Genomic DNA, 16,053 nt, shown 5'->3' on the forward strand with positions numbered 1-16,053 from the left:
CTGTAGACTGGATCGAACGCTCACCGACGACGGGAAACCTGACATGTTCGCTGGAATGCAAGGCTGGCACCTGCTTATCGTGCTGGCAGTGATCCTCCTTCTTTTCGGTGCGGCGAAGCTGCCGGCCCTCGCCAAGAGCATGGGTCAGTCCGCCCGCGTGTTCAAGGGCGAGATGAAGGCGATGAAGGACGATGACGCCGCTCGCACCGAGTCCGCAGCCGTCGACCCGACCACGGTGAAGGACTCGGGCATCGACCCTGAGACTCCGCCCCGCGCCTGACCGGCCGTGGCAGCCATCGAACCGACCGTGATGCCGAAGGCGGATCGGGATCGACGGATGTCGCTCGGCGCGCATCTCGTCGAACTGCGCAAGCGCCTCATGTTCGCTGCGCTCGCTCTCGTGGTCGGAATGGTCATCGCCTTTCTCGTGGCTGACCCGATCATCAACTTCATCACCGAACCGGTGCGCATCATCGCCGAGAAGCGCGGAGACGACTTCAGCGCGCTCAACTTCGGAACCATCACCTCGGCGTTCGACATGCGCATGCGCATCGCGTTCTCGATCGGTATCTTCCTGTCGGCTCCGGTCTGGCTGTGGCAGATCTGGGCGTTCATCATGCCCGGCCTCACGCGCAAAGAGGTCAGGTACACGATCGGTTTCGTCGTGGCTGCCGTTCCGCTGTTCTTCGCCGGCTGCTACCTCGGGGTGATGATCATGCCCCACATCATCGAGCTCATGTGGAGCTTCACCCCGGCCGGAGCGACGAACCTCTACTCCGCCCAGGAGTACTACGACTTCATCTTCAAGCTGATGATCGTGATCGGCATCTCGTTCGTGCTGCCGGTGTTCCTGGTCGCTCTCAACCTCGCCGGCGTCATGTCGGGTCGAGCGATCCTCAAGGGATGGCGGGTCGCCATCATCATCGCAACGGTGTTCGCCGCTCTCGCGACGCCGGCCGCCGACGTCGTCAGCATGCTCATGCTCGCGGGTATCCTGATCGTCCTCTTCTTCGCGGCCGCGGGTCTCTCCCTGATCTTCGATCGACGCAAACGCAAGCGCGACGAGGCATCAGGGCTTCTGCCGGATCCGGCATGAGTTCACCCTCGGAGAGGTACGCGCGCGCGCAGGAGGCAGTGGAGCACCCGCAGTCCACAGCGTTCGCGGCGTTGCAGAAGTTCCAGCTCGACCCCTTCCAGGTCGCAGGGTGCCACGCGCTCGAGAGCGGACGCAGCGTACTGGTCGCAGCCCCCACGGGTGCGGGAAAGACCATCGTCGGTGAGTTCGCGATCCACCTCGCGATGCAGACCGCGAGCGACAAGGCGTTCTACACGACGCCGATGAAGGCGCTCTCCAATCAGAAGTTCAGAGAGCTGGTCGACGTCTACGGAGCCGATCAGGTGGGTCTGCTCACCGGCGACACCAACATCAACGGCAACGCCCGCATCGTCGTGATGACCACCGAAGTCCTGCGCAACATGATCTACGCCGACTCCTCGGCGCTGCGGGACCTGCGCTACGTCATCATGGACGAGGTCCACTACCTCGCCGACCGCTTCCGCGGTGCGGTGTGGGAAGAGGTCATCATCCACCTGCCGGCGCGCGTGCGCCTGGTCTCCTTGAGCGCCACCGTGTCCAACGCCGAGGAGTTCGGTGATTGGCTGGACACCGTGCGCGGCGACACCGAGGTGATCGTCTCCGAGATCCGGCCTGTGCCGCTGGAGCAGCACGTGCTCGTCCGCGACGACCTCCTGCCGCTCTTCGACGATCGTGCCGGCCCGGCCACCGCGCAGGTGAACCAGGAGCTGATGCGTATCCGCTCCTCTACGGGCACGACATACGAGAACAACCGTCAGGCGCAGTCCTACCGCAGCGACCGCCATGCCGGTCGTCAGGCGAAGCGGCCTCAGCGAGGGGGACGTCGTCCGGTACGCGCCGCCAACGCACGTCGGATCGAGCGGATGGATCGCCCCGACGTCGTGCGACTTCTGGAGCGGGCGAATCTGCTCCCGGCGATCTTCTTCATCTTCAGTCGGGTCGGGTGCGAGGCCGCCGTGCAGCAGGTGCGTCGGGCAGGGATCCGGCTCACCTCGAACGAGGAGCGTTCCGAGATCCGCGCCATCGTCGAGGAGCGCACGCGCACCCTCCAGGAGGAAGACCTCGGCGTGCTCGGCTACTGGGAGTGGCTCGACAACCTCGAGCGCGGCGTCGCATCGCACCACGCGGGGTTGCTGCCCGCGTTCAAGGAAGTCGTCGAGGAGCTCTATCAGCGCAAGCTCGTGAAGGTCGTCTTCGCCACCGAGACGCTCGCGCTCGGGATCAACATGCCGGCGCGTACGGTCGTGCTCGAGAAGATGGAGAAGTTCAACGGCGAGGCCCGTGTCGCCATCACCTCGGGGGAATACACACAGCTCACCGGGCGCGCCGGGCGTCGAGGCATCGACGTCGAAGGTCACGCCGTGGTGCAGTGGACCGAGGGCATGGATCCGCAGGCGGTCGCGGCGCTCGCTTCCCGCAGGACGTATCCGCTGAATTCGAGCTTCCGCCCCACGTACAACATGGCCGTGAACCTGATCGACATGTTCGGCAAGGTCAGGGCCCGGCAGATCCTGGAATCGTCGTTCGCGCAGTTCCAGGCGGACCGTGCCGTCGTCGGGCTGGCACGCCAGGTGCGCGAGGCCGAGGAGTCTCTGGCCGGCTACCAGAGCGCGATGGCGTGCGAGCACGGAGATTTCCCCGAGTACGCGGCCATCCGGCGCGAGCTGAGCGACCTCGAGAAGAAGAACCGACAGGATTCGAACGCGCCGCGCGCGTCGCGCGACAAGCGCATGAAGCGTATGCAGTCGTTGCGCACGCAGATGCAGCGCCATCCCTGCCACCGCTGTCCCGATCGTGAAGCTCACGCGCGGTGGGCGGAGCGCTACTGGAAGCTCAAGCGCCAGAACGACCGGATCCGTCGTCAGATCGAGACGCGCACCGGTTCCGTCGCGCGGGTCTTCGACCGTGTGATCGAGGTGCTGGAGACGCTCGACTACATCGTGGATGACGGTGAGGAGACCACCCTGACCGAGGCCGGACGCACCATGCGCCGTATCTACGGTGAACGCGATCTGCTGGTCGCCGAGTCCCTGCGCCAAGGCCTCTGGGCCGGTCTCGACGCGCCCTCTCTCGCCGCCATGGCGTGCTGCCTCGTTTACGAGCCCCGCCGGGACGAAGCGAATACGGGGGAGCGGGGTCTGCCACGCGGTGCGTTCCGCGCGGCGTACGAGAAGACGACGACGCTGTGGGCCGAGCTCGACGATCTGGAGCAGGACCATCACCTTCCCGGCAGCGAGCCGTTGGCGGCCGGGCTCGCCGGGGCGATGCACTCGTGGGCGCGCGGCGGAATGCTCGACCGGGTGCTGATCGACGCCGACATGGCAGCCGGTGACTTCGTGCGCTGGGCGAAGCAGACGATCGACCTGCTGGATCAGCTCTCGATCGTGGCGGAGGACGCCACGATCGCGCGGACCGCACGGGCCGCGCTCGACGGGGTGCGCCGGGGCATCGTCGCCTACTCCTCGATGTGAGATGGATGCGATGACCGAGAAACGAGCGCCCCAGCGCGCCCTCCTGCCTCTGTGGGCCGCTGTGCTCGCCGCCGGACTCGCCGCGGTGATGATGGACCTGGCCTATCCAGAGGCCGCCGTGTGGATCCTCGCCTTCCCGGCGACGGCTCTCGTTCTCGTCTCACTGATCGGACGCCGTTTCGGGGGAGCGCTGCTGGTCGGAGTCGTCTACGGGATCCTGTTCTTCGGACTACTCGTCTCCTGGACGTCGCGCTACCTGGGCCCGGTCCCGTGGGCCGCTCTCAGTGTCCTCGAGGGAATTCTGACGGGAATCGCCCTCGTCCCGATCGCCCTCGCCTACCGGTGGCTCCCGAAGGCCTTCCCCGGGACCGCAGGCCGCCTCCTGGCGCTTCCCGCGGTCGTCGCCGCCCTCTGGGTCGGCCGCGAGCTTTTCGTCGGCTCCTGGCCCTACGGAGGCTTCCCCTGGGCTCGCATCGGCATGAGCCAGGCCGAGAGCCCGCTGGCACCGGTCTCCTCCTGGGTGGGCGTCAGCGGACTCAGTTTCCTCATGGTCTTCGTCGTGGCGATGCTCATCGAGGTCGCGCGCATGAGGGCGTGGCGACGGCCACTCCTCGTGATCGCGCCCGCCGCCCTCGTGGTGGTGCTCCTGTTCACCCCGCTCTTTCCCACGTCTTCCAGCGGTTCCCTGCGGATCGCAGCGGTACAGGGAAACGGTCCGACCGGCTACTTCGACGACCGCGAGCCGTTCTCGGTGATCCAGGCGCAGACCGACGCGACCGCGCCTCTCTACGGCGAGGATGTCGATCTCCTCGTGTGGCCGGAGGGGTCGTTGGACGGCGACCCGTTCCAGATCGACGCCCTTGCGCGGCGGATGACTCTGCTCGCCAACCGTGTCGACGCCCCGCTGCTGGCGAACGCGGCCACCGGCCGGGACGACCGTTACTTCAACACATCGATGCTGTGGAATCCCGACGGCACGGCGACGCAGCTGCATGACAAGCGCCACCCGGTCCCGTTCGGCGAGTATGTGCCGGATCGCGCCTTCTTCAACGCGCTCGCTCCCAACCTCATCGGACTCATCCAGAGGGAGTACACCCCGGGGTCGAACGCCCCGCTGGTCACCGTCGACGGTGTCCCGGTCGGCCTCGCCATCTGCTTCGACGTGATCTACGACGACGTGATCTGGCAGGGGCTGAACTCCGGCGCCGAGGTGCTGGTGTTCCAGACGAACAACGCGGACTTCCGCGGCACGGACGAGAACCTCCAGCAGCTCGCCTTCGCCCGGATGCGGGCCATCGAGACGGGCCGCAGCGTGGTGAACGTCTCGACTGTCGGCACGAGCCAGATCATCCGCGCCGACGGATCGACCGTCACGAGCCTGGACGCAGATGAGGCCGGAGCGATGCTCGAGGATGTCGAGCTCCGATCCGGCCTCACAGCTGGTGTGGTGCTGGGCCCCTGGGTGCAGGTGATCCTGCTGTGGGGCGGTCTGGGCGCGCTCCTCGTCGGGTGGTGGCGCGCCAGGAGGCGCTAAGCGCCGATCTTCTCGCGGGTCGGGTCTTCGCCGGCACCGCGGCGGGCGCGGATGAAGGCGAGGCGCTCTTCGAGGAGTTCCTCGAGTTCCGCGCGGCTCCGACGCTCCAGCAGCATGTCCCAGTGGGTGCGGGCAGCCTTCTCGTCGGTGACCTCGAGCGTGACGGCCTGGCCGTCGACGTTCAGGCGGGCTTCGGCGCCGCACGCGCGGCACTCCCAGGTCTGGGGCGGTTCTGCGTCCGCCGCGAACATCAGGTTCGTGACGTGGCCGCAAGTGTCACAGGTGTAGGTGGTCTCACGGCGCTCCATGAAAACGACGCCCTCTTCGCTCTGTAGGCTCTGGGCGCCGAGTCGGATGCCGCGCAGGCTGCGATCTGCCATTGTGTGGTCCTCTCGTCGCTGTCAGGTATAGCGCTCCAGCCTGTGCGCTTCATCCACGCGGCCGCCTTCTCGGCGGAACTCACAGGTTAATCCCAGCACCGGAGGTTATGGGGCGCGTCGGAGGTCAGCGGGGGATCAGCGCTTTGAGTGCCACGTCCGCGCGATCGGAGACGATTCCGTGGGCGCCGAGAGCGATGAGGCGCTGCATGTGTTCGGGCTCGTTCACCGTCCATACGTGGACTTCGACGTCATGTCGTCTGGCAGCGCGGACGAGGGCCGGCGTCATGACCTTCAGCGCACCGTAGCGCTCGGGTATCTGCAGAGCGTCGACCTCCCGGAGCACACGAGCGGGGGAGAGGCGCAGCGCCGACAGAGCCCTCAGCGCGGCGATCGTTCCGCTCCCACCGGATGTGGCGGGGCGAAGTGCTGCTCCGGACCGCAAGACCGAGGCAAGCGCGGCTCGACGGGTCGCGTCGGAGAAGCTCGTCAGGAGCACCCGGTGCGTGTGCTCGACCAGTATCGGTCCGAGCGGATCGACGGCTGCGGGGGTCTTCACATCGATGTTGAAGCGGACGTCCGGGAAGGAAGCCAGTGCCTCGGCCACCGTCAGGAGCCCGCCGTGGTCCGCGAAGAGCATCCGGAGCTCTCGAGTGCGCACCTCCCGCACGCTGCGGCTGTCGCCGACCAGCCGGGTCAGTGTCTCATCGTGGAACAGGACGACGTCGCCATCAGCCGTGACCTGGCAGTCGGTCTCGATGTAGTCGATGCCTGCCGCATGCGCAGCGGCGAATGCCGCAGCGGAGTTCTCCCAGACGCCCGAGTCCTCGCCTGCCGCGGTGATCAGACCGCGGTGGGCGAGGACTCGGGGATGCCGCGTCTTCGAGAAGTACGGGTGTGTCACGCGCCCGGCAGCGTGTTCGTCGGGCCCTGGCCCGGCTTCGGGGTGAATGCACTGCCGATGCCCTTGAGCGCCTCGGTGAGTTCGCTCGGGATGATCCACAGCTTGTTGGACTGACCCTCGCTGATCTTCGGCAGCATCTGGAGGTACTGGTAGGCGAGGAGCTTGTCGTCCGGCTCGCCCTGATGGATCGCGCTGAAGACGTTCTGAATGGCCTCGGCCTCACCCTGCGCACGCAGCACGGCGGCCTGCTTGTCGCCCTCTGCGCGGAGGATCTCGGCCTGGCGAGCACCTTCGGCTTCCAGGATCGCGGACTGCTTCGTTCCCTCTGCCGTCAGGATCGCGGCGCGGCGGTCACGCTCGGCGCGCATCTGCTTCTCCATGGAGTCCTGGATCGAGATGGGCGGGTCGATCGCCTTGAGCTCGACGCGACCGACGCGGATGCCCCACTTGCCTGTCGCCTCGTCGAGGACGACACGGAGCTGACCGTTGATGTTGTCGCGGCTGGTGAGCGCCTCTTCGAGGTTCAGTCCACCGACGACGTTACGCAGAGTGGTGGTCGTCAGCTGCTCGACCGCGCCGAGGTAGTTCGCGATCTCGTAGGTCGCGGCGCGCGCATCGGTGACCTGGAAGTAGACGACCGTGTCGATCGACACGACGAGGTTGTCCTCGGTGATCACCGGCTGCGGCGGGAACGAGACGACCTGCTCGCGCATGTCGATCAGAGGGCGCAGGCGATCGATGAAGGGCACGAGGACGTTGAGCCCGGGGGTGAGGGTCTTGTGGTAGCGCCCGAGGCGTTCGACGACCCCCGCTGTGGCCTGCGGGATGATGCGGATCGCGCGAGCGACGGTGACCACCACGAAGATGATCACCGCGATCACGAGGACCCACAGGATCGCGGTGGGGATGAACGATGCGTCGTTCACGGGGTTCTCCTAGTCGTTGACGGGACGGACGATGGCGGTCGCGCCGTTGATCGCACTCACGGCGACCGGAGCGCCCTGGGGGATCGGCACGGGTGTGGCGGTGCGTGCGGTCCAGGTGTCGCCGTTGGCGAGCTTGACCTGACCCGAGATCTGCGTGATCTCGTGCAGCGCGATGCCGCGGAGGTCGACGAGGGCGTCGACGTTCGACTTCGTCGGATCCTCCCCGCGCCGCAGGCGCTTGAGCAGCGGCGGCCGCAGGAAGAGGATGAACAGCGCGGCCGCGGCGGCGGCGATGATCACCTGCACCCACACCGGGACGCCGATCAGGTCGGTGACCAGACCGACGACGCTGCCGAAGCTCAGCATGAGGAAGGTGAAATCCAGCGAGAGCATCTCGATGACGAGGAAGACGGCGATCAGGACCAGCCAGCCGATCCAAGCCCATTGGTCGATGAACGTGACGAATGTCGTGAAGTTGTCCATGCGGCCTCCTTTGTGGTCAACGTATCACGCGGGCGTCCGCGGATCCGGGTGCCACAGCGCGCGCTTGGTAGTGTGTGAGGGCCGTGCGATCACGGCTTTTTCACGCATCATGAGGAGTCACCGTGACCGACGTTCTTCCCGCAGGATCCCTTGACGGCAAGGTCGCCCTTGTCACCGGTTCATCGCGGGGCATCGGCGCCGACACCGTGCGCTACCTCGCCGAGGCCGGTGCCGACGTCGTCATCAACTTCCGCAACAAGGCACCGCGTGCCGAGAAGCTGGCCGCACAGCTGCGCGAGCTCGGTCGTCGTGCGCTCGTCGTCGGTGCCGACCTGACCGACCCCGAGTCCGTCGCCGAGATGTTCGACGCCATCCGTGCCGAGTACGGGCGCCTCGACGTGCTCGTGCTCAACGCGTCCGGCGGCATGGAGTCCGGCATGGCCGAGGACTACGCACTCACCTTGAACCGCGACGCCCAGCTCAACGTCCTGAACGCGGCGACGCCCCTGCTCGGCGAAGGCGCGCGCGTGGTGTTCGTCACCAGCCACCAGGCCCACTTCATCCGGACCACGCCGACCATGCCGGAGTACGAGCCGGTGGCACTCTCCAAGCGCGCAGGAGAAGACGCGCTGCGCGAGCTCATCCCCGGCCTGGCCGCGAAGGGGATCGGGTTCACGGTCGTCTCCGGCGACATGATCGAGGGGACGATCACCGCGACGCTGCTGGAGCGGGCGAACCCGGGAGCGATCGCGGAGCGCCGGGAATCGGCGGGCAAGCTCTACAACGTTTCGGAGTTCGCGGCAGAGGTCGCCAAGGCAGCCGTCGACCCCGTGCCCGCGGACAACACGCGCCTCGTGGGTGACGTGAGCGCCTTCGCGGCCGAGTAGTACGACACAGAGAATCGGCCCCGTCCTGCATCATGCAGGACGGGGCCGATCGTGTTTCAGGCGATGAGCGTCAGCTCGCCGCTCCGCCCTGGACGGCGGACACGAACTCCTTCGCGTCCCGACCGAGCGTGATGGCACGCACGATCTGAACGATGCCGAGCACGACCAGCGAGATGCCCAACAGGAGCCAGAACGCGAAGCCGGCGATCAGCGGCGAGAACAGGACGATGATTCCGGCGACGATGCTGAGGATCGCGTAGAGGACGGTCCAGACCCGCGACCCGTCGCTGCCGAGCAGCGTGAGGGCGACGATCCCGTCGACGATCCAGCTGACGCCGATGAAGATCACGACGACGAACGCGAGCGTGGCTGCGGCGGCGTTCAGGTTGAAGAACGCGATGACACCGGCTGCGATGTACAGCAGTCCGAGGACGATGTGGCCTACGCGGGCCCATCCTCCCTTCGCGCTCGAGAAGATGCCGAGCCCGACGTACACGAGACCGGCGACGACCAGGTACGACGCGAAGATCGCCGTCACGATGACCGCGGACTTGATGGGCCAGACGAGGAGGACGATTCCGGCGATCAGCGCGATGACGCCGGCGACCGCCAGCGTGACCCGGATCGACTTGAACAGAGACTTGGCCTCCGTGAGTGGTTCAGACATGGTGGGGAGCCCTTTCTGAGAAATCGAGAAGCGCCGCGCACCGACGCGCACCTATCGTGAACACCATGAACATCCGCATCCATTACGCATTCCTTCCGCACACCGACGCCGAAGCGGCGCTCGGTTTCTACCGCGACGCCCTCGGCTTCGAGGTTCGCAACGACGTCGGCTACGACGGGCTGAGGTGGCTCACGGTCGGCCCGCCCGGCCAGCCCGAGACGTCGATCGTGCTGCATCCGCCGGCGACCGACCCCGGTATCACCGACGTCGAGCGCCAGACGATCCTCGAGCTCATCGCGAAGGGCAGCTACGCGGCGCTGACACTGGCCAGCGACGACGTCGACGCGCTGTTCGAACGCCTCGTCGAGCGCGGCGCCGACGTCGTCCAGGAGCCGATCGACCAGCCCTACGGGGTTCGCGACTGCGCCTTCCGCGACCCCGCAGGCAATCTGCTCCGTATTAACCAAGCCGCCTGATCTCTCCACCGACCACAGGAAGGACGCCGATGACAACGGACGAGCACCCCGCCGACACCCACGACCTGATCCGCGTGCAGGGCGCGCGCGAGAACAATCTGAAGGACGTCAGCGTCGACATCCCGAAGCGCCGCCTCACCGTGTTCACCGGCGTGTCCGGTTCGGGGAAGAGCTCGCTCGTCTTCGACACGATCGCTGCCGAGTCGCGGCGCATGATCGACGAGACCTACAGTGCCTTCGTCCAAGGCTTCATGCCCTCGGTTCCACGACCCGACGTCGACGTGCTCGAGGGACTGACGACGGCGATCATCGTCGACCAGGAACGCCTCGGCGCGAACCCGCGATCGACCGTCGGCACCGTGACCGACGCGAACGCGATGCTGCGCATCCTGTTCAGCAAGCTCGGACAGCCCTACATCGGCGGGCCGACGGCATTCTCGTTCAACATCCCGACGCAGAAGGCCAGCGGCGTGATGACCGGCCCGGGAGGGGCGAAGAAGATCGTGAAGGACGCGATCTATCTCGGCGGCATGTGCCCACGCTGCGAAGGCAGGGGAGCGGTATCCGATATCGACCTCGCCCAGATCGTCGATGAGACGAAGTCTCTCGACGAAGGTGCCATCATGGTGCCCGGCTACACCGCCGACGGATGGATGGTGAAGGGTTTCTCCCAGTCGGGGTTCTATCCGGGCGACAAGCCGATCTCGCAGTTCACCGAGAAGCAGCGTCACCTCTTCCTCTACGGCGAGGTCACGAAGGTGAAGATCTCCGGGATCAACATGACCTATGAGGGTCTCATCCCGAAGATCACCAAGTCGATGCTGTCGAAAGACCTCGATGCGCTGCAGCCACACGTCCGTGCCTTCGTCGAGCGTGTCGCCACCTTCGCGGTCTGCCCGGAGTGCGACGGCACCCGCCTGACCGAAGGTGCGCGCTCCTCGAAGATCGAGGGGGTGAGCATCGCCGACGCCTGCCGCATGCAGGTCACGGATCTGGCCGACTGGGTGCGAGGACTCGATCTTCCCGAAGCGGTCCCGCTGCTGCAGGCGCTCAGCGCCAACCTCGACGCCTTCGTCACGCTGGGGCTCGGTTACCTCAGTCTGGAACGACCCTCCGGCACGCTGTCCGGGGGAGAGGCGCAGCGCATCAAGATGCTCCGGCACCTCGGCTCTTCGCTCACCGACATCACCTACGTCTTCGACGAGCCGACGATCGGCCTGCACCCGCACGACATCCAGCGCATGAACGGGCTCCTGCTCCAGCTGCGCGACAAGGGCAACACCGTGCTGGTCGTGGAACACAAGCCCGAAACCATCGTGATCGGCGACCACGTGGTCGACCTGGGGCCTGGTGCGGGAAACGCCGGTGGCGAGATCTGCTTCGAGGGCACGGTCGAGGGGCTGAAGGCGAGCGGCACGAAGACCGGCGAGCATCTCGACGACAGGGCACAGTTGAAGGATGCGGTGCGCTCGGGCACGGGAGCCATCGAGGTGCGAGGGGCGACCGCGAACAACCTGCAGGCCGTCGATGTCGACATCCCGACCGGCGTGCTCACGGTCGTGACGGGAGTGGCTGGCTCCGGCAAGAGTTCGCTCATCCACGGATCGGTCTCGAACCGCGACGGTGTCGTGTCGATCGATCAGGCGGCGATCAAGGGGTCCCGCCGCAGCAACCCCGCGACCTACACGGGGCTTCTCGAGCCGATCCGCAAGGCGTTCGCGAAGGCCAACGGCGTCAAGCCCGCTCTGTTCAGCGCGAACTCCGAGGGCGCCTGCCCCTCATGCAAGGGTGCGGGCGTCATCATCACCGAGCTCGGCTTCATGGACACCATCGAGACGCCGTGCGAAGACTGCGGAGGCAAGCGCTTCCAGGTCGGCGTGCTCGAGTACAAGCTCGCGGGCAAGGACATCACCGAGGTTCTCGACCTCCCGGTCTCCGAGGCCCGGGTGTTCTTCAGTGAGGGAGAGGCCAAGCTGCCCGCGGCCGCGGCCATCCTCGGCCGGTTGGAAGACGTGGGGCTCGGTTATCTCTCGCTTGGACAGCCGCTGTCCACGCTGTCGGGTGGCGAACGTCAGCGCATCAAGCTGGCGATCCAGATGGGGGAGAAGGGGGACGTGTACGTGCTCGACGAGCCCACCACGGGCCTTCACCTGGCGGATGTCGACAAGATCCTCGGCCTCCTGGATCGACTCGTCGACGCCGGGAAGACCGTGATCGTGATCGAGCACCATCAGGCGGTCATGGCGCACGCGGATTGGATCATCGACATCGGGCCCGGAGCCGGTCATGACGGCGGCAAGGTCGTCTTCGAGGGAACACCGACAGATTTGGTATCCCAAAAATCGACGTTGACGGGGGAGCACCTCGCAGCCTACGTCGGCGGCTGAGAGGAGTCGGGGGCGCCTCACCTGAGGCGCCCCCGATGCTCGGACCCTCGGGGAAGTCGACTCAGTCCCGCCGGGCGATGATCGTGTAGGTGCACGGCATCAGATCGCGTTCGGCCTCGGGCCAGGCATAGCCGCCGGCGACCTCGACCATGCGGTCGCTGAACTGCCATGGCAGGGTCCGGCCCTCGTCGAAGTGCAAGAGGCGTAGACCTGCGCGCAGCAGCGCGCCGAGGATCTCGGACAACGAGTGGGGCCACTCGTAGGTGCGCGCGTGGGAGATACGACCGTCGCCGGCATAAGTGGAGTCGTCATCCCACTGCTGCGCATGCCCGGTCGCGAAATACGGATACCGCGTGGTCAGGCCCACGGCATCCTCATCCAACGCGTAGAGGGCGGGATGGCCGTCGCGGATGAAGAACATGCCGCCGGGGCGCAACAGCGCGACGATCTGGGCGGCCCACCGGTCAAGGTCGTCGAGCCAGGTGATCGTCCCGATACTCGTGTAGACGACGTCGAAGTCGCCGACGACGGCGGCCCGCGCATCGAGGACATCGGTCTCCACCCACGTGGCCTCGACCCCCAGACGCGTCGTGAGCTGACTGGCTGTGTGAAGCGCCGACGGCGCGAAGTCGACGCCCGTCACCCTCGCGCCGGCGCGAGCCAGCGAGACGGTGTCGGTGCCGATGTGGCACTGCAGGTGGCACAGGTCGAGTCCGGACAGACCGCCCGACGGAAGGAATGCAGACATCGCGGCGAGATCGTCGCGAACGACATCACTCAGATGATCCGGATCGTCGAACGCTTCGAGTCCGTACGCTTCCTCGTGCACAGGAACGCGATCTTCCCAGTTCGCCTGGTTCGCCCGCCGTGCAGATTCCCAGTCGATGTCGACATTGCTTCCATTCACGGTGCGAGCCTATCGAGTGCCGCATTCCGGCGAGGAGCAATATCCGATAATGCACATTATGTCAGCAAGCGGAAAACCCACCTATCCCCGATCGCCGAAGATCTGCCGTGCGCGGACCACGATGTCGTCGAGACGGGATTGCAGATAGGGACCGGGGCATTCGGTCCCCGACCACGTTTCGCGGTGAGAGATGACGTGGGCTCGGTCGATCGTGAACGACACCGGCACGCCGTCCAGACTCTTGCCGTCGAAGGTCGCAAGCCACGCGATCATCTGCGCGAGTTCTTCGAGTTGCGCCTCCGTCACCGCGTACTCAGGTGCCCCGCTGGCGTTGAGAGTCTCCACCGCGACGGACCGCCAGTTCCAGTCAGCGCCGGTTGTGGACGGTTTCGCGGACGGACGAATCAACTCGATGACGGAACCATCGTTTCGTAGGTAGAAGGTCGGTGCTGATGATCGCTTGTTGCAGCGGGACAGGAAGTCCAATTGGTCCGCCGTCGTCCCCGTGTGGTGGATGATGAACCGGTCGATGACCGGTCTCACCACGTGGCCGTCGCTTCCCGCGGTGTCGCGGTTGGCCCGGTTCGTGGGATTCGCACAGTCCGTGAACCCGAGAGGCGCCTCGAGGCCGCGAACCGCGCGCTCGTAGACAGGGTCGTACTCCGGAAGCCCTCGCGGATTGTCCGGGTCCACTGCCGGCGTCGCATCGTCGGGGCCCTCAGCAGTCGTGGTGAGCCAGATCCCCACTGCGGTCACGGCCGCCCCCGCGCCGGCAGCGATGAGAAACCGCCTTCGGGTATGCGCCTCCGGGCGCACAGCAGGCTCGGGCGGGTGAGAGTGCGGCATCTGCCCATTCAACACGGCCAGCCGTCACCAGGCGTGATGATCACCGAACTGCCCGCCGCGGGTTGCGAGAATGGTTCGATGGCTGACACCGGCAGTGACTCCACCCGTCTCGTCATCTTGCGCGGCGATGCGGCGTCGGGCAAGACGACGACGGCGACGGCGCTGCGGCCGAAGCTCGGTGAGCGGGTGGCTCTCATCTCGCAGGATCACTTTCGCCGGGAGCTGCTGCACGACCCCGATCGGCTGAGGCGGTCCAGGGATGCGAGCGTCCTGATCGTCGGCGCTGCCAGACAGGCACTCGACCTCGGATACGACGTGATTCTCGATGGCGTCTTCAATCTGCGCGATTACTCCGACGTCTTCGAGAGCTTATATCGCGACCACCGCGGGACGACGTGCATCTACCAGTTCGACGTCGGTCTCGACGAGACGGTCCGGCGCCACGCGGGGAGGCCTCTCGCGAACGACTTCGGTGAGGACAGGATCCGCGAATGGCACGACGGGTGGCAACCACTCCCCTGGTTCGATGAGCGACGGGTCGGACCGGAGACGACTACCGCAGAACTCGTGACAATCATCGTGGAAGACCTCGGCGGCGGCATGCGCATGTGACTGCGCCACGCACGATCACCGGGTGGCGGAGGAGGTCGAGATCGACAAGTCCGCCCTCCTGCGCTAGCGCGGTCGCAGCTGGCTGTAGACGAGCATGTCCTTGCGCTCATCACCGATCGTCTGCCACGTGCCCGGAGGAGTAGCGTTGAGGGGTGCAGCAGGTCTCCCACTCCCCCGTCTCGACACCGGGGTGGCGAGCATGGCTGATCTGGTCTGTCGGGGTCGCGGCATATGTGCTCGCGATCACGAACCGCACATCCCTCGGGGCCGTCGGTGTCGAAGCGGCGGACCGGTTTCAAGCGGATGCGTCGACGCTGGCGCTGTTCGCCGTGGTGCAGCTCGCCGTCTACGGCGGCATGCAGATTCCCGTCGGCATTCTGCTGGATCGCTTCGGGTCGCGTCCGATCATGACGATCGGCATGTTGCTCATGGCCGCGGGTCAGCTGACCATGGCGCTCTCCCCCAGCATCGGCATCGCGATCTTCGCACGCGTGCTGCTCGGCGCAGGCGACGCCGCGATCTTCCCCGCCGTCCTGCGTCTGGTGGCGACCTGGTTTCCTGCGCAACGAGGGCCGATCATGGTCCAGTTCACCGGCATCATCGGCCAGACCGGCCAGCTGATCGCGCTGGTTCCCGTCGCTGCGCTCCTGCACGCCACCAGCTGGAGCATCACCTTCGGCAGCATCGCCGGCCTCGGCGTGCTCTTCACCATCCTCGTCGCCCTGGTCATCCGCAACCATCCCGCAGAGCGCGGTGCCGACGTGACCGTGGACACCGATACCGGCGTCATCCGCGTCGTCACCTCCGCGATAGATACCGGCGTCGGCATACGCGCAGCGTGGGCGCACCCGGGAACCCGTCTCGCGTTCTGGTCTCACTTCACCACGCCGTTCGCAGGCACCGCGTTCGTCCTCCTCTGGGGTATGCCGTTCCTCACCGCTGCGGAGGGACTCGATACCGCGCACGCCGCCGGCATCATCTCGGTATATGTCATTGCAGGCATGCTTCTCGGGCCGATCATCGGCGATCTCTCCCGCCGTCTGCCGAATCACCGATCCCTCGCTCTCGTGCTCCCCGCCGTCGGAGTGCAGATGGTCGCCTGGATAGCCGTCATCGCCCTGCCAGGCACCGCACCGATCTGGCTCCTGTACGTGCTGGCCATCGCGCTCGCGACCGGCGGACCCGCATCGATGATCGCCTTCGACCACGCGCGGACGCACAACCCGTCCCACAGGCTCAGCACGGCAACGGGGGTGACGAACGCCGGCGGCTTCATCGCCGCACTCATCGCCATCTTCCTGATCGGACTCGCCCTCGACCTCCAGGGCGCCGGCACTCCCGAGACCTATTCGCTGGATGCCTTCCGGATCGCGTTCCTCATGCCGATCCCCCTCTGGATCATCGGCACCGTGTTCATCCTCATCGAACGCAAGCGGACGCGAATCCGCATGGGTCTGGATCCCGAACGGCGGCGCTGAAC

16 protein-coding genes are annotated in these 16,053 nt (G+C 66.4%); 9 read left to right on the plus strand and 7 right to left on the minus strand.

What is annotated here, in order from left to right:
* The first annotated feature begins 43 nt into the window (after positions 1-43).
* From tatA to lnt, 4 genes are read left to right on the plus strand one after another with little or no spacing between them, the layout of a single operon-like run.
* Positions 44-280, plus strand: a complete 237-nt coding sequence (tatA, locus tag F6W70_RS08155) for a Sec-independent protein translocase subunit TatA (protein ID WP_017830628.1) — start codon at positions 44-46, stop codon at positions 278-280.
* A gap of 57 nt (positions 281-337) precedes the next feature.
* Positions 338-1,096 (plus strand): twin-arginine translocase subunit TatC, encoded by a 759-nt coding sequence (gene tatC, locus F6W70_RS08160; protein WP_151486670.1) that lies wholly within the window; start codon positions 338-340, stop codon positions 1,094-1,096.
* Positions 1,093-3,567, plus strand: coding sequence for a DEAD/DEAH box helicase (locus F6W70_RS08165; RefSeq protein ID WP_151486354.1), 2,475 nt, complete (start codon positions 1,093-1,095; stop codon positions 3,565-3,567). Before tatC ends, F6W70_RS08165 begins: the two co-directional genes overlap by 4 nt.
* A 1-nt stretch (position 3,568) precedes the next feature.
* Positions 3,569-5,101 (plus strand): apolipoprotein N-acyltransferase, encoded by a 1,533-nt coding sequence (lnt, locus tag F6W70_RS08170; RefSeq protein WP_151486355.1) that lies wholly within the window; start codon positions 3,569-3,571, stop codon positions 5,099-5,101.
* On the opposite strand, the gene F6W70_RS08175 is transcribed toward lnt, so the two are convergent.
* The 4 genes from F6W70_RS08175 to F6W70_RS08190 all read right to left on the minus strand — a co-directional run bounded on the left by F6W70_RS08175 (position 5,098) and on the right by F6W70_RS08190 (position 7,791).
* Positions 5,098-5,481, minus strand: a complete 384-nt coding sequence (locus F6W70_RS08175; protein WP_017830624.1) for an RNA polymerase-binding protein RbpA — start codon at positions 5,479-5,481, stop codon at positions 5,098-5,100. The genes lnt and F6W70_RS08175 overlap by 4 nt on opposite strands.
* A 124-nt stretch (positions 5,482-5,605) precedes the next feature.
* Positions 5,606-6,382: a glycerophosphodiester phosphodiesterase family protein gene (locus F6W70_RS08180; RefSeq protein ID WP_055868250.1), complete on the minus strand. Its 777-nt coding sequence runs from the start codon at positions 6,380-6,382 to the stop codon at positions 5,606-5,608.
* On the minus strand, positions 6,379-7,308 hold the full coding sequence (locus F6W70_RS08185; protein ID WP_055868247.1) for an SPFH domain-containing protein: 930 nt from the start codon (positions 7,306-7,308) through the stop codon (positions 6,379-6,381). Before F6W70_RS08185 ends, F6W70_RS08180 begins: the two co-directional genes overlap by 4 nt.
* Before the next feature lie 9 nt (positions 7,309-7,317).
* Complete coding sequence (locus F6W70_RS08190) at positions 7,318-7,791, minus strand: NfeD family protein (protein WP_017830621.1); 474 nt, start codon at positions 7,789-7,791, stop codon at positions 7,318-7,320.
* Between the two features lie 122 nt (positions 7,792-7,913).
* Between F6W70_RS08190 and F6W70_RS08195 the strand changes: the two genes are divergently transcribed.
* Entirely contained in the window at positions 7,914-8,678 is a 765-nt protein-coding gene (locus F6W70_RS08195) for an SDR family oxidoreductase (protein WP_055872535.1), read from the plus strand.
* Positions 8,679-8,748: 70 nt separating this feature from the next.
* On the opposite strand, the gene F6W70_RS08200 is transcribed toward F6W70_RS08195, so the two are convergent.
* Positions 8,749-9,345: an HdeD family acid-resistance protein gene (locus tag F6W70_RS08200; protein ID WP_017830619.1), complete on the minus strand. Its 597-nt coding sequence runs from the start codon at positions 9,343-9,345 to the stop codon at positions 8,749-8,751.
* Positions 9,346-9,410: 65 nt separating this feature from the next.
* On the opposite strand from F6W70_RS08200, the gene F6W70_RS08205 reads away from it, so the two are divergent.
* Both F6W70_RS08205 and F6W70_RS08210 read left to right on the plus strand, forming a co-directional pair.
* Positions 9,411-9,821 (plus strand): VOC family protein, encoded by a 411-nt coding sequence (locus tag F6W70_RS08205; RefSeq protein WP_055869160.1) that lies wholly within the window; start codon positions 9,411-9,413, stop codon positions 9,819-9,821.
* Between the two features lie 29 nt (positions 9,822-9,850).
* Positions 9,851-12,208: an ATP-binding cassette domain-containing protein gene (locus F6W70_RS08210; RefSeq protein ID WP_151486356.1), complete on the plus strand. Its 2,358-nt coding sequence runs from the start codon at positions 9,851-9,853 to the stop codon at positions 12,206-12,208.
* Positions 12,209-12,269: 61 nt separating this feature from the next.
* Here the strand turns inward: F6W70_RS08210 and F6W70_RS08215 are convergent, their stop codons facing one another.
* Positions 12,270-13,115, minus strand: coding sequence for a class I SAM-dependent methyltransferase (locus F6W70_RS08215; RefSeq protein ID WP_151486357.1), 846 nt, complete (start codon positions 13,113-13,115; stop codon positions 12,270-12,272).
* Positions 13,116-13,196: 81 nt separating this feature from the next.
* Positions 13,197-13,658, minus strand: a complete 462-nt coding sequence (locus tag F6W70_RS17790) for a peptidoglycan recognition protein family protein (protein ID WP_170287870.1) — start codon at positions 13,656-13,658, stop codon at positions 13,197-13,199.
* A gap of 381 nt (positions 13,659-14,039) precedes the next feature.
* On the opposite strand from F6W70_RS17790, the gene F6W70_RS08225 reads away from it, so the two are divergent.
* Positions 14,040-14,573, plus strand: coding sequence for an AAA family ATPase (locus tag F6W70_RS08225; RefSeq protein WP_151486359.1), 534 nt, complete (start codon positions 14,040-14,042; stop codon positions 14,571-14,573).
* Positions 14,574-14,725: 152 nt separating this feature from the next.
* Positions 14,726-16,051 (plus strand): MFS transporter, encoded by a 1,326-nt coding sequence (locus tag F6W70_RS08230; protein WP_151486360.1) that lies wholly within the window; start codon positions 14,726-14,728, stop codon positions 16,049-16,051.
* Positions 16,052-16,053 lie beyond the last annotated feature (2 nt).

The sequence above is a fragment of the Microbacterium maritypicum genome (assembly GCF_008868125.1).
GTDB classification, from domain to species: Bacteria; Actinomycetota; Actinomycetes; order Actinomycetales; family Microbacteriaceae; genus Microbacterium; species Microbacterium maritypicum.